This is a genomic window from Sphingobium sp. FW305-3-2-15-F-TSA7, from assembly GCF_058787155.1.
In genome coordinates, this window is the sequence record NZ_JBYSZM010000064.1 from 1 (window position 1) to 13,487 (window position 13,487).

Annotated in this window: 13 protein-coding genes and 1 tRNA gene; 9 read left to right on the top strand and 5 right to left on the bottom strand. The window is 68.4% G+C overall.

Features of this window, described 5'->3' with window-relative positions; all coding sequences use genetic code 11:
* Nucleotides 1–75 precede the first annotated feature (75 nt).
* Nucleotides 76–1,635, bottom strand: coding sequence for a flavin monoamine oxidase family protein (locus AC3WN8_RS29555; protein ID WP_492673114.1), 1,560 nt, complete (start codon nucleotides 1,633–1,635; stop codon nucleotides 76–78).
* Nucleotides 1,636–1,712: 77 nt separating this feature from the next.
* Between AC3WN8_RS29555 and hisC the strand changes: the two genes are divergently transcribed.
* Both hisC and AC3WN8_RS29565 read left to right on the top strand, forming a co-directional pair.
* Nucleotides 1,713–2,813 carry a histidinol-phosphate transaminase gene (hisC, locus tag AC3WN8_RS29560; RefSeq protein WP_492673115.1) on the top strand — a complete coding sequence of 367 codons (1,101 nt, stop codon included), beginning with the start codon at nucleotides 1,713–1,715 and terminating at the stop codon, nucleotides 2,811–2,813.
* On the top strand, nucleotides 2,813–3,721 hold the full coding sequence (locus tag AC3WN8_RS29565) for a prephenate/arogenate dehydrogenase family protein (protein ID WP_492673116.1): 909 nt from the start codon (nucleotides 2,813–2,815) through the stop codon (nucleotides 3,719–3,721). Before hisC ends, AC3WN8_RS29565 begins: the two co-directional genes overlap by 1 nt.
* A gap of 34 nt (nucleotides 3,722–3,755) precedes the next feature.
* Here the strand turns inward: AC3WN8_RS29565 and AC3WN8_RS29570 are convergent, their stop codons facing one another.
* From AC3WN8_RS29570 to ftsE, 4 genes are read right to left on the bottom strand one after another with little or no spacing between them, the layout of a single operon-like run.
* On the bottom strand, nucleotides 3,756–4,439 hold the full coding sequence (locus AC3WN8_RS29570) for a lysophospholipid acyltransferase family protein (RefSeq protein ID WP_492673117.1): 684 nt from the start codon (nucleotides 4,437–4,439) through the stop codon (nucleotides 3,756–3,758).
* 2 nt (nucleotides 4,440–4,441) lie between these two features.
* Nucleotides 4,442–4,972, bottom strand: coding sequence for a YdcF family protein (locus AC3WN8_RS29575; RefSeq protein ID WP_492673118.1), 531 nt, complete (start codon nucleotides 4,970–4,972; stop codon nucleotides 4,442–4,444).
* Nucleotides 4,969–5,865 (bottom strand): cell division protein FtsX, encoded by an 897-nt coding sequence (locus tag AC3WN8_RS29580; RefSeq protein ID WP_492673119.1) that lies wholly within the window; start codon nucleotides 5,863–5,865, stop codon nucleotides 4,969–4,971. Before AC3WN8_RS29580 ends, AC3WN8_RS29575 begins: the two co-directional genes overlap by 4 nt.
* Nucleotides 5,862–6,581: a cell division ATP-binding protein FtsE gene (ftsE, locus tag AC3WN8_RS29585; protein WP_492673120.1), complete on the bottom strand. Its 720-nt coding sequence runs from the start codon at nucleotides 6,579–6,581 to the stop codon at nucleotides 5,862–5,864. The genes AC3WN8_RS29580 and ftsE overlap by 4 nt, the downstream gene beginning before the upstream one ends.
* Before the next feature lie 185 nt (nucleotides 6,582–6,766).
* Between ftsE and AC3WN8_RS29590 the strand changes: the two genes are divergently transcribed.
* From AC3WN8_RS29590 to AC3WN8_RS29620, 7 genes are all read left to right on the top strand, one after another.
* Entirely contained in the window at nucleotides 6,767–7,546 is a 780-nt protein-coding gene (locus AC3WN8_RS29590) for an MJ0042-type zinc finger domain-containing protein (protein ID WP_492673121.1), read from the top strand.
* Nucleotides 7,547–7,689: 143 nt separating this feature from the next.
* Nucleotides 7,690–7,776: transfer RNA gene (locus AC3WN8_RS29595), tRNA-Leu, on the top strand.
* Between the two features lie 172 nt (nucleotides 7,777–7,948).
* A complete protein-coding gene (locus AC3WN8_RS29600) occupies nucleotides 7,949–9,013 on the top strand; it encodes a type III polyketide synthase (RefSeq protein ID WP_492673122.1) in 1,065 nt (354 codons plus the stop codon).
* The gene (locus tag AC3WN8_RS29605) at nucleotides 9,010–9,708 is read left to right on the top strand and encodes a methyltransferase domain-containing protein (protein ID WP_492673123.1); all 699 of its coding nucleotides are present in this window, start codon (nucleotides 9,010–9,012) and stop codon (nucleotides 9,706–9,708) included. The genes AC3WN8_RS29600 and AC3WN8_RS29605 overlap by 4 nt, the downstream gene beginning before the upstream one ends.
* Complete coding sequence (locus AC3WN8_RS29610) at nucleotides 9,687–10,811, top strand: NAD(P)/FAD-dependent oxidoreductase (RefSeq protein ID WP_492673124.1); 1,125 nt, start codon at nucleotides 9,687–9,689, stop codon at nucleotides 10,809–10,811. Before AC3WN8_RS29605 ends, AC3WN8_RS29610 begins: the two co-directional genes overlap by 22 nt.
* A 5-nt stretch (nucleotides 10,812–10,816) precedes the next feature.
* Nucleotides 10,817–11,218 carry a peptide-methionine (R)-S-oxide reductase MsrB gene (gene msrB / locus AC3WN8_RS29615; RefSeq protein WP_492673126.1) on the top strand — a complete coding sequence of 134 codons (402 nt, stop codon included), beginning with the start codon at nucleotides 10,817–10,819 and terminating at the stop codon, nucleotides 11,216–11,218.
* Nucleotides 11,219–11,324: 106 nt separating this feature from the next.
* The gene (locus AC3WN8_RS29620) at nucleotides 11,325–13,421 is read left to right on the top strand and encodes a transglycosylase domain-containing protein (protein ID WP_492673125.1); all 2,097 of its coding nucleotides are present in this window, start codon (nucleotides 11,325–11,327) and stop codon (nucleotides 13,419–13,421) included.
* Nucleotides 13,422–13,487 lie beyond the last annotated feature (66 nt).

The window sequence follows — 13,487 nt, forward strand, 5'->3', positions numbered from 1 at the left end:
GGGGCCGCTTCGCGGCTCACCCCTCCACCATGCCTGACGGCATGGTCCCCCTCCCCTTCAGGGAGGAATTTGGAGCTAAGCCTTCACGGCAAGGCTCGTCAGCACCGCTTCCGCGGCCAGACGCCCCGTCTGCGCCCCGCCATTCATATATCCCGGAAACGCGTCCGACAGATGCTCTCCGGCAAAGAGAATGGGGCCCGCAGGCACCGGTGGCGTCACGACGCCTTCCTCCTCCAGCCAGACATGGCCGGCGAAGCGGGTGAGCTGACCAGGGGCGAAGGTGGAATAGGCGCCGCGCGCAAAGGGATCCTTGCCCCAGGCGCTGCGCCGCATCGTGCGCGCGGCGAGCCCCGGCACCGCGGGCGCGATGGCGGCTTCGGCGCGACGGAGCATCGGCTCGATCTCGCCCGCCATCAACGCATCGACCTGATCGCCGCCGAAGAACCAGGTCAGCACGCCCGCCGCACCCGGCTGCCCCGAACTGGCATCCCAGAATTCGGAAAAGACCCCCGGTCCCTTCGTCTCGACCGCCCAGGCGGCACCCGCCGGCCCCGTCTGCGCTTCCCAGCTCCGCGTGGCGTAGCCCGCATTGATCTTCTCGTTGCGGCCGCAATCGATCTCGGCGACCAGCGCGCGCCAGCTGTCGGGCAGCAGGTCGCCATAATCGATGGTGCGCATCAGCGGCGCCGGGACGGTCACGACGACGCGGTCGGCCTCGTCGGTGGCGCCATTGGCGAAGCGCAATTTCACGCGCTCGCCCGCACGCTCGATCGCGGTCAGCGCGTGGCCGGTGGCGATCCGCGGCAGCAGCGGTTTCGACAGCGCCTCGACCACGCTCGATGAGCCGCCGGTCAGGATATAGCGCTCGTCGCTCGACGAGATCAGCTCGGCCTGGGCGCCATCGACGACGGGCAGGTTGAACAGCAATTCGATCGCCGAGGCCTGGTGCGGCTCGGCGCCGAACTCGGTCCGGATCGTGGCTTCGAGCAGCGCACGGACTTGCGGGGTCAGCAACGCGCTATGGCCGTCGAGATATTGGGTGACCGACATCGCATCGAACTTCGGCGCCATGACGTCATAATTGCCGTCGAGCTCGGCTGCGTCCTTCGAGATCTGCCCGGCGATCGCGCGCAGGTCGCGGATCAGCCCGGCATCGTCGAGCAGCTTGCCGTCGACGACATAGCGGCTGTGCGCCGGCATCGGCTTGCGATCGATCAGCGTGATGCCGAAGCGCTCGGCCAGCTTCAGCATGTCGTCATGGTCGGTGTTGATGAGATTGCCGCCATCCTCGATGTTGAGGCCGGGTTCGGGCGCATTGTTGGCGGTCAGCACACGCCCGCCGAGACGGCCGCGCGCTTCGTACAGCTTCGCGTCGATGCCGTTGGCGACGAGGCTGTCGAGCGCGGTCAGGCCGGCAAGGCCGCCGCCGATGACAACGACTCGCATCGCTTCGCGCGCGCGAAGCGGCTGTGGCCAGCCGATGATCGGGATCGTGCCGGCGACGGCGAGCGCGGCAAGCGCGCGGCGGCGGGTGATGCCCTGCGCCATGCGGAGCGGCGGCGATGCGCCTTCATCGTGCAGATTGGCGCGCCGCGCCTCGCTCAGCAACCGCCAGAATGGCCCCGAACCACGCATCGCCGCTCTCCCCCTTCGGATCGCGCACGCCTTAGCATGGTTGCGCGCGGCGCGCGATTGCGCCATGCGCTCGCCCCATGATCGCGCCTCAACCCAAGCCCTGGATCCTCGGGATCGCCCCTTATGTCCCCGGCCGTTCGACGACCGATGACGGCCGCAAAGTCGCCAAGCTGTCGTCGAACGAGAATCCGCTGGGCACGAGCGCCAAGGCCATCGCCGCTTTCGAAGCCGAAGAGACCACATTGTCGCGCTATCCCGACGCGAGCGCCACGGCATTGCGCGAAGCGATCGCGGCGCATCACGGCCTCGATCCGGCGCGCGTGATCTACGGCACCGGCTCCGACGAGATCCTGCATCTGGCCGCGGGCGCCTATGCCGGGCCGGGCGACGAGATTCTCTACGTCCGCTACGGTTTCTCGGTCTACGACATCGCCGCGCGGCGCGTCGGTGCGGTCCCGGTGGTCGCGCCCGATCGCGACTACGCCACCGATGTCGATGCGCTGCTCGCCGGCGTGACCGAACGGACCCGCGTCGTCTTCGTCGCCAATCCCAACAATCCGACGGGCACCTACACGCCGCGCGCGGAGATTGCGCGCCTGCATGCGGGCCTGCCGGGCGACGTGCTGCTGGTGATCGATCAGGCCTATGCCGAATATCTGGCCGAGGACGAGCGCGACGGCGCTTTCGAGCTGGCGCAGAGCGCGCCCAATGTGATGGTGACGCGCACCTTCTCCAAGATTCACGGCCTGGCGGCCGAGCGGATCGGCTGGGGCTATGGCCCGGCCGAGGCGATCGCGGCGATGCACCGCATCCGCGCGCCGTTCAACGTCACCACCGCGGGCCAGCAGGCGGCGATCGCGGCACTGGCCGACAGCGACTTCGTCGCGCACAGCCGCGCGCACAATGCCAAGTGGCTGGCCTGGTTCACCGAGCAGGTGAGCGCGATGGGCAATGCCGGGCTGCGGGCCGTGCCGTCGCGCGCCAATTTCCTGCTTGTGCTGTTCGAAGGGCGGCTGACTGCGGAACAGGCCTATCAGGGCCTGATGGACCAGGGTTTCATCGTCCGCTGGCTGCCCGGTCAGGGCCTGCCGCACGGGCTGCGCATCACCATCGGCACCGAAGAGGAAACGCGCGGCGTGGCCGCGGCGCTGCGCGGGCTGGTGGAGGCCGCCGGCTGATGCTGCCTTTCGCGCGCGTCACCGTCGTCGGGCTGGGGCTGATCGGCTCCTCGATCCTGCGCGCGGTCCGTGCGCATATGCCGACGGTGCGGCTGACCGGCCATGACGCCGATCCGGCGGTGCGCGAAACCGTGCGGCGGCTCGACCTGTGCGATGACGTCACTGACACGCCGGGTGCAGCGGTGATCGACGCGGATCTCGTGATCCTGTGCGTGCCCGTCGGCATGATCGGCACCGCGGCGGAAGCGTTCGCCGCCGACCTGCCGGCCGACGCCATCGTCACCGATGTCGGCGGCTCGAAGGCCAGCGTGGCCGAAGCGCTGCGGGCGGCGCTGCCGGGTGCGACCATCGTCCCCGGCCATCCCGTGGCCGGCACCGAGCATAGCGGCCCGGAGGCCGGCTTCGCGACATTGTTCCACGGGCGCTGGTGCATCCTGACCCCCGAGGACGATACGCCCGAGGCGGCGACCGCCCGGGTGCGCGCCTTTTGGGAAAAGCTGGGCTCCAATGTCGAGATCATGACTCCGAAGCACCATGATCTGGTGCTTGCGGTGACCAGCCATGTGCCGCATCTGATCGCCTTTTCGATCGTCGGCACCGCATCCGATCTCGAAAATGTGACCCAGGGCGAAGTCATCAAATATTCGGCGGGCGGCTTCCGCGATTTTACCCGCATCGCCGCATCCGATCCGACCATGTGGCGCGACGTCTTCCTCAACAATCGCGAAGCGGTGCTCGAGATCCTGCAGCGGCTGACCGAGGACGTCACCGCGCTCCAGCGCGCGATCCGCTGGGGCGACGGCGACACCTTGTTCGATCTTTTCGCTCGCACCCGCGCGATCCGCCGTTCGATCATCGAACAGGGCCAGGATGACGAGCGGCCCGATTTCGGACGCAGCCACGAATAGGCATCCGAACGGCGGGCATCGCCCGCGCTTGTGATCAGCCGTTCAGTGCGTTGATCTCGGCATGGACCAGTGCCTCGGCGGCATCGCGGTCGAGGCCCGGTTCGATGACGTCACCGAAACGGAAGGTGATGACGCCGGGGCGTTTGAGGAAACGGCGTCGCGGCCAGACGCGGCCGCTGTCCAATGCCACCGGCACCACCGGCAGTCCGATATGGCGATAGAGCCCGGCAAAGCCGGCGCGCAGCGGCGCGCGTTCGCCATGCGGCACGCGCGTCCCTTCGGGAAAGATCACGAGCGACCGGCCTTCGGCGGCGGCGGCGCGCGATGCGGTGACGAGTGCGCGCAAAGCCTTGGCGCCGCCTTCGCGATCGATCGGGATGACGCCATGACGCAAGGCGACCCCTCCCCAGAAGGGAATGTCGATCAATTCCTTCTTCATCAGCACCGCGGGATTGGGAATCAGCAGCAGGATCTCCAGCGTCTCGTACATCGATTCATGCTTGATCGCGAAGAGCACGGGCCGGTCGGGAATGATACCTTCCACCCGCGTATGGATGCCCAATATCCGTTCTGCGCAACGACGGTGGAAACGCGCCCATAGCCAGGCGGCGCGGCGCGCGCCCGCCGGATTGCGGCCCATGATCGCGGCGCTCATCACATAGAAGATGCTGCCGGTATAAAAGACGAGGGTGAAAAGGATGGAGCGGAGCAACAGCATCGTCACAGCCCCACCAGCGGACCGAGCCGGCTCAACAGATATTTGTGATACTCCTTGAACAGCATCGAGAAGCCCGCACGGCTCTTGACCGCGTCGCTTTCCACCGCGACGTCGGATCCCAGGGCGCGTTCCAGTTCGAAGCGCGCGCGGCGCATATGCCAGTCGGTGGTGACGAGCCGGACGGTGCGATAGCGACGCGCGCCGATCCAGCGCGCGGTCTCCATGGCGTTCGACCGCGTGTCGACCGCTTCCCTGCCGAGATCGACACAGCAGTCGAACAGCGATGCCGGCACTTTCTGCGCGAGCGCCAGCTCATGGGGGCGGACGTCGCGATTGACGCCGGAAATCAGCATGCGCCGCGCCCTGCCCGTCTGCAGCAGGGCAAGGCCCCGCTCGATCCGGCCAGGAGCGCCGGTCAGCACGACGATCGCGTCGGTCTGGCCGTCCGGCGCGGGCTGCGGCAAGGTGACCACGAACAGCGCGAAGCCCAATGCCCAGAGCAAGGGCACGATCGAGAGGATGCGCCGGATCACAGCATGCGCCGCAGGGTGCGCAGCACCGTGATCCGCGCCGCGAGCATCGCCAGGATCGCGCCGGCGATCGGCAGCGTCAGGATCAGCCCCCAGGACTGCAGGCCGAGCGTGACCGCACCGAGCAGATCGGATCCAATCTCCCCCACCCGCGCGCCGAGCAGCAGCAGCACCGCAGTGGCGGCCGTCAGCCCGACCAGGCCGCCGAACAAGGCGTCCAACGCGATGCGGCGCTGGAACAGCCAGGCGATCTGGGTATCGGTCGAGCCCATCAGGTGGAGCACGTCGATGGTGAAGCGATGCGTGTTGAGCGCCGCGCGCGCGGCAAGCACCACCGCCGCCGCCGTGGCCGCCGCCATCAGCACGACCAGCGCGATGGCCAGCCAGCGCAGCGAATCGATCAGGCCGGTGAGCGGCGCCAGCCAGCGGGCATGGCGATCCATCCGTGCCGCGGGCGCGGCCGTATGGATCGCCGCGGCGACATCGTCCATCGCACGCGGGCTGCCGTCGGACAGGGTGACGTCGATCAGCGCCGGCACCGGCAGTTCGTCGCCGGCGAGGCCGCCTGTGCCCAGATAGGGTTCGAGCAGCGCCGCCATCTCGGCCTGGTCGAGCCGATCGACCGCGCGCACGACCGAAAGCCGCTCGAGCGCGGCGGCGACGGCGGTCGCCTGACGATCGCGCACCACCGGATCGGCTTCGACGATCTGGACGGTGAGCTTGCCCGCTAGATCGTCGCCCAGCGCGCGTGCCGCGGCGCCCAGCCCGAGCCCCGAGGCGGCGGCCAGCACCGTCAGGAACATCATGATCGCGATCACCCACGGCATCGGCCCGGCCAGCCGCCCTTCGGGCAGCAGTCGGCGATCCGCCGCCGAGGATGTCCATCCAAAGCTCATTCCGGCCCACCCATCTCGCTGCGGCGCGGCGGATAGCGCAGCGCACCCGTGGGATCGGACAGGCGCCCGCGATCGATCCGCATCATGTTCGCATTGGAGATGCGGCTGAGCAGATGGATGTCGTGGGTCGCGACGACGATGGTGGTGCCGAGCTTGTTGAGCCCGTCGAACAGATGGAGGAGACGCGCCGCCATATCGGGATCGACATTGCCGGTGGGCTCGTCGGCGACCAGGATCTCGGGCCGGCCGATCACCGCGCGTGCGATCGCGACGCGTTGCTGCTCACCGCCCGACAGCGTCGCCGGACGCGCGCTCGCACGGTCCTTGAGCCCGACCCAGGCAAGCATCTCGTTGACCGGGGTCTCGATCTCGCGCTCCTCATAACCGCCGATGCGCAGCGGCAGCGCGACATTGTCATAGGCCGAAAGGTGCGGGACCAGCCGGAAATCCTGGAAGACGACGCCGATCCGCCGGCGCAGCGCGGGCAGACGCGCACGCGGCATGGTGACGGCATCCTCGCCGAAGAGGCGGATCAGGCCGCGGCTGGGGCGCTGCGAGAGATAGAGGAGCTTGAGCAGCGAGGTCTTGCCCGCGCCGGAGGGGCCGGTCAGGAAATAGAAGCTGCCGGTGTTGAGCGTGAAGCTGACGTCGGACAGCGTCTCCGCGCCCGTGCCATAGCGCAGACCGACATTCTCGAACTGCACGATGCTCGCCATCGCGACCCGAAACGCTCCCTTTGACCCTGCCGTTCGCCCTTGGTCCCGCCATCGCACAGCGGCATCGCCCGCGTAAAGCACATGTTGGCGGCCGATATCGCCCAAGGTGCTTGCAACATCGTCGCGCAGCGTGTTTACACTGGCGACCTTATTGCGCGCTTTATCAACGGACACCGCCACATCGCATGATCCTGACGTGCCCCGAGTGCAGGACGAGATATCTGGTCCCGGACAGCGCGATCGGACCGGTCGGCCGGACGGTGCGCTGCGCGTCGTGCAAGCATAGCTGGTTCCAGCAGCCGGCACCGCTCGACCTCGAAAGCCCCGCGCCGCCGGTCGAGCCCGGCATCACGCCTCCGGTGCCCGCCCCGAGCGAACCCGAACCGATACCGGCGGCAACGCTGCCGCAAGCGCCGCCGCTGCCCGAGATCGAGCGCACCGCGCCGGCGGCCGCGGACTCGCTTCCCGCCGCAACCGAGGTCGAGGCGGAAGGCTATGACGCCTTCGCGCATGAACCGCCCTTCCGCCCGCGGCGCAACCCGCTGCGGCGCTGGACCCTGGCGGCCGCGGGTGCGGCCGTGCTGATGATCGGCGGGATCGGCGCGATCCAGTATTTCGGAACGCCGGGCATCGCCGCCTGGCTCGGCTTCGGCGCTGCGGAAGCAGAAGTGCCGCTGCTGCTCGAATTCCCGACCAAGCCCGAGCGGCGCGAGCAGCCGAGCGGCAACGAGCTCTTCACCGTTTCCGGCCGGATCGTGAATCCGACCGACACGCCGCAGATGGTGCCCGACATCCTCGCCGAGCTGCGCGATGCGTCGGGCCGGGTCGTCTATGGCTGGCGGATCGTGCCGCCGGTGCGCCGCCTGCCGCCCAAGGGCAAGGCCGAGTTCGACAGCGCCGAAATGGACGTGCCCAAGAGCGCGCAGAAGCTGACGGTGAGCTTCGCGGGGAGCGGTACGAAATAATGCTTCACGCTTTGTGCGTGCAGCCCCTTCCCAAGCCCGATCCGCTTTGCTAGAGGCCGCGCCTTACCAGCGGGGTGTCCCTCGGAAAGTCCAACTTTCTGGGATTTCCCCGTCGCCGGACTCGCTCCGGTGAACAGGACTGTGCGGTCGTGGCGGAACTGGTAGACGCGCAACGTTGAGGTCGTTGTGGGCGAAAGCCCGTGGAAGTTCGAGTCTTCTCGACCGCACCAATCCCTTCAGACACCCGAAATCCGATTTATCGCAGGCTGCGGGCAACCGCCTGCGGCTTTCCCTCACGAAGCCGTGGGCTGCATCCCTTTCGGCGTCTGGCGCGTTGCGCTATGAAACGGATTGGATGCGCCCAGGGGAAAGAGCGCAGTCGCCAAAAAGAAGGCTGCCTGCTTGACCACCTATCTCAATGCCATCGGCACAGCCGTTCCCGATCATGACATCCATGCGGCCTTTATCGGCTGGGCCGAGGAACAGCTCGAACCGCGCAAGCAGTTGCTGTTCAGTCGTATGGCCGGTCGATCGGGGATCGCGCATCGCTGGTCGGTGCTGCCGCGTGCGACCGATGGCGGATCGCCGATCGAACCCGGCGGCTTCTATGCCTCCGATCCGCTGCCGCCCACATCGGCGCGGATGGCGCTCTATGCCGATGCCGCGCCCGCACTGGCGATGAAGGCGGTTGCGGCACTGGGCGACAATTTCGTTCCACAGGCGATCACGCATCTGGTGGTCGCGAGCTGCACCGGCTTCACCGCGCCGGGCGTCGATCAGATGATTGCGGCCCGGCTCGGCCTTTCGCCCGATGTCGAGCGGCTGCTTGTCGGCTTCATGGGCTGCTACGCCGCCGTCACCGCCTTGCGGGCCGCGCGGCACATCGTCCGCTCCGAGCCGGACGCGCATGTGCTGGTCGTCACCGTCGAGCTTTGCTCGCTCCATTTGCGGCCGATGGACGAGATCGAGCCGTTGCTCGCGGGATTGCTGTTCGGCGACGGCGCCGCGGCGGCGATCGTGAGCGGCGAGCCCCATGGCATGACGCTCGGTGACGGTTTTTCGGTGACGCTGGAGCATTCGGAGTCGCTGATTACCTGGGCAATCGGCGATCTGGGCTTTGCGATGACCCTGTCGGGCGAAGTGCCCGGGCGAATCGCGGCCGCGCTTGCCGAGGACGAAACGCGTGACCGGCTGACCGGCGGACGCGCGCGCAATGCGATCGACCATTGGGCGGTCCATGCCGGCGGTCGCTCGATCCTCGATGCCGTCGAGCACGGCCTGTCGCTGCCCGCCACGGCCCTGGCCGATTCGCGCGACGTGCTTCATGCTTTCGGCAACATGTCGTCCTCGACGCTGATGTTCGTGCTTGCCGCCGTGCTTCGGCGCGGCGTGACCGGGCCGGGCATCGCGCTGGCCTTCGGCCCCGGCCTGGCCGCCGAGGGCTTCGCCTTCGGACCTGTTGCATGACAGACCTTGCCGTCCGCGCCCTGCAAGAGGAGCGGATGGACGATCCCGCGCTCCCGCCCGCAACCTATGCGGCGGTGATGCGCGATCTGGCCGTGGTCAATCGGGTGACGATGGCGCGGCGGCCGACTCTCGCTTTCCTCGCACGTGCCCTCGCCGGGCGGCGCGCATTCAGGCTGCTCGATGTCGGATTCGGCGACGGCGACATGCTGCGTGCGATCGCGCGCTGGGCATCGCGGCGCGGCATCGCCGCCGAGCTGGTCGGAATCGATCTCAATCCCAGCAGCGCGCCCGCCGCGCGCGCGCATACCCCGCCCAGCCTGACGATCGACTGGCGGACGGGCGACTATGCAGCGCTTGCCGGCGGCGGATTCGATCTGGTGATCTCGAGCCTGGTCGCGCATCATATGACGCACGACCAGCTCATCGCCTTTCTGCGCTTCATGGAAAGCGAGGCGCGCATCGGCTGGCTCGTCAACGATCTCCACCGCCATCGATTCGCCTATGCCGGTTTTCCGCTGCTCGCGCGGATCATGCGCTGGCACCCGATCGTCCGGCATGACGGCAGGCTGTCGATCGCGCGATCCTATCGCCCCGCCGAATGGCCGCCGATCCTGGCCGAAGCCGGGATCGACGACGGCGCGGCCCGGATATTCCGCGCCTTTCCCTATCGGCTATGCGTCGCGCGGCTGCGCTGATCGCCGGCGGCGGCCCGGCCGGCGCTGCTGCGGCGATCGCATTGGCGCGTACCGGTCACGCGCCGCTGGTGATCGAACGCAATCGCGAGACCGGCGATGCGCTGTGCGGCGGCTTCCTGAGCTGGCGCACGCGCGACGCGCTCGATCGGCTCGGCATCGACCGCGTGGCGCTTGGCGGCCATCCCATCGCGCGCGTCCGTGTCTTCGCAGCGGGCGGATGCGGGGAAGCGCCATTGCCGGGCGGAGCGGTCGGCGTGTCGCGACGGCGGCTCGACGGCCTGTTGCTGGCGCGCGCCGAAGCCGAAGGTGCGGCGATCGAGCGCGGCATCGCGATCCGGTCGGCCAGCCCAGGATCGGTCGAGCTCGCCGACGGCGCGACGATCGCCAGCGAGACCCTGCTCCTCGCCACCGGCAAGCATGACTGTCGCGGCCTGGCCCGCCCCAGGCCGCCCGGCGATCCCGCGCTCGGGCTCCGGCGCCGGATCGCATCCGTAGCGGCACTGCGCCGGCTGGTCGGCGATGCGATCGAGCTTCATCTGTTCCGCGGCGGCTATGCCGGCCTGTTGCTGCAGGAGGATGGCAGCGCCAATCTGTGCATGGCCGTGCGCAAGTCGCGGCTGGCCGAAGCGGGCGGCGATCCGGACCGGTTGATGGCGGCGCTGGCCGCGGAATCGCCCGCGCTCGCCGAGCGCCTGGGTTTTACGCAAGGGGTGGCGGTGTTCGATGCGGTCGGATCGGTGCCCTATGGCTGGCGCGCCCACGACACCCGGCCCGGTATCTTCCGGCTGGGTGATCAGGCCGCCGTCATTCCCTCGCTTGCCGGCGAAGGCATCGGCATCGCACTGGCGAGCGGCATGCTGGCGGCCGAACACTGGCTGCGCACCGGCCCGTCGGGCGCCGCGCAATTCCAGGCTGCGCTCGCCGCGATCACCGCACGACCGGTCCGCGTCGCCACGCTGGTCGCCGCGACCGCCGACAGCCGGCCGGGCCGACGCTGGGGCCCGAAGCTGATCTCCGCACTGCCCGGGCTCGCGGCATTGCTCGCACGCGCGACGCGGATCGCCGCCCCACCCTTGACCGCGCGTGTCGGCGGTACCAGATGATGCACATGGAAAAGCTCGATCTTCCCGAAAGCGAATGGCGCAAGCGCCTGTCCCCCGAGCAATATCATGTGCTGCGCGAAGCAGGGACCGAACGGGCCTTCACCGGCATCTACAACGATAACAAGGCGCCCGGCACCTATCGCTGCGCCGGTTGCGGCACCGAATTGTTCCGGTCCGACGAGAAATATGATTCGGGATCGGGCTGGCCGAGCTTCATTGCCCCGGCGAGCACCGACGCCGTCGTCGAACACGCCGATATCAGCCATGGCATGCGCCGCGTCGAGGTTCGCTGCGCGAAGTGCGACGGCCATCTCGGCCATGTCTTTCCCGACGGACCGGGCGAAAATGGGCTGCGCTATTGCATGAACAGTGCGGCGCTGAATTTCGAGGGGCGCGCAAAGTCCTGAATTGGCCGTACGCGGCGGCGCCTGTCGCGACCGCGCGCTTTTTCGGTGCAGGAGCGATGCAGTCGCTTGGCACCGGGGCCAACTCCGCGTAAATCGCTGACGACCGATGGCTGCACCCCGCAAATCCCCCCGCAAGACGCCGCGCACCTGGCGCAGCACGGTCATCAGGATCATCAAGATCCTGCTGCTGGCCGGGCTGGCCGGCCTGATCGCACTGGCCGTCGCCGTCGGCATCGCCATGTCGAGCATTCCGAGCTTCGGCGAATTGCAGCGCGACCCCAATGGCCAGATGATCCAGGTCCGCGCCGCCGATGGATCGATCATCGCCTCGCTCGGCCCCAGCTATGGCGAATGGCTGCGCTATGACGAAATCCCCGATGTCATGGTCGACGCGATGGTCTCGGTCGAGGATCGGCGGTTTCGCTCGCATCCCGGCGTTGACCCCATCGGCCTTGCGCGCTCGGCCTATGTCCGCGTCCAGCGCGGCCGCTGGGTTCAGGGCGGGTCGACGATCACCCAGCAGCTTGCGCGCAACATCTTCCTGACCAACGCCCGCACCTTCGGCCGCAAGGCGCGCGAGATGATCCTGGCGCTGGCGATGGAGCGCAAATTCTCCAAGGACCAGATCCTCGAACTCTATCTCAACAAGGTCTATTTCGGTGGCGGCGCCTATGGCGTCGACGCCGCCAGCCGCCGCTTCTTCGGCCATGACGCGAAACGGCTGTCGCTGGGCGAGGCGGCGGTGATCGCCGGGCTGGTCAAGGCGCCGTCACGCTATTCACCGACCGCCGACGCCCAGGCCGCGATCGACCGCGCCGCCGTCGTGCTCGAAGTGATGCAGGACGCGGGCACGATCACCGCGGCGCAGGCCGCGTCGGTCGATCCCAAGGCGATCAAGCTCGCGCGCGAGCCGCAGCAGGACAGCGTCCGCTATTTCACCGACTGGGCGCTGCCCCAGCTCGAAATGCTGATCGACGAGACCGAACGGCCGATCGACGTCTGGACGACGATCGATCCCGCGATGCAACGCGCCGCCACCGCCGCGATCATCGCCAATGCGCCCGCCGGCGCGCAGGGCGCGCTGGTCTCGCTCGACCGCGACGGCGCCGTGCGCGCGATGGTCGGCGGCAAGGACTATGTCTCGTCGATCTACAATCGCGCGACCCAGGCGACGCGCCAGCCGGGTTCGGCATTCAAGCTGTTCGTCTATCTGGCGGCGCTGGAGAATGGCTACACCCCCGAGACGATGGTTACCGACGAGCCGATCTCGATCAACGGCTGGAGCCCGCGCAACAGTTCGGGCCGCAATTCGGGCGAGATTTCGCTGCGCACCGCCTTCACCTATTCGATCAACACCGTCGCGGCGAAGATCGGCCAGGAAGTCGGCTTCTCGACGGTGGCCGACATGGCGCGCCGCTTCGGCATCACCACCCCGCTCAACACGCATCCCTCGATGGTGCTCGGCACCGCCGACGTCCGGCTGCTCGACATGACCCGCGCCTATGCCGCGGTCGCCCATGGCGGCATCGCCGTCACGCCCTATGGCATCACCAAGGTGTCGACCGAGAATGGCGAGCTGCTCTACCAGCACAGGAGCGACGAATCGCGGGTGCTGGTGGCGCCATGGGTGGCGGCGCAGATGACCGACCTGCTCCAGACCGCGGTAAGCGCGGGCACCGGGCGCGCGGCGCAGATCGGCCGCCCGGTCGCGGGCAAGACCGGCACGACCAGTTCGAACAAGGACGGCTGGTTCATGGGCTTTTCCAGCGGACTGACCACCGGCGTGTGGATGGGCCGCGACGACGCCAAGCGCGTCGGCGGGCTGCAGGGCGGCACCGCCCCGGCGCGCGCCTTTGCCGCATTCATGACGCGCGCAGTGGCCAACCGGCCGATCGAGAAATTCCAGACCGACGTCACCCTGCCCGAAGAACAGCTCGAACCCGACGAAGACGCTTATTATGGCGAGCCCGACAATGGCACGACCATGTATGTCGACGAGAATGGCAACCCGGTCTTCGCGCCCGAAAGCGGCCCGCCGCCCGCCGGCCCCGCAACCGAAGGCCCGGATGTCGAGGCGCCGCAGGCGCTCGACCAGCAATGGCTCGACAATGTCCTGGGCGGCCGACAGCAGCCGCAACGCCCGCGCCGTCCCGAGGATGCGCGGGTGCCCGTGCCGGTACCGCCGAACCGTCGCTCATCCTGAAGATCGATAAGTCCGTTTGTCCCGAGCGAAGTCGAGGGACGTTGGGTTTCACGCGGGCGTCCCTGG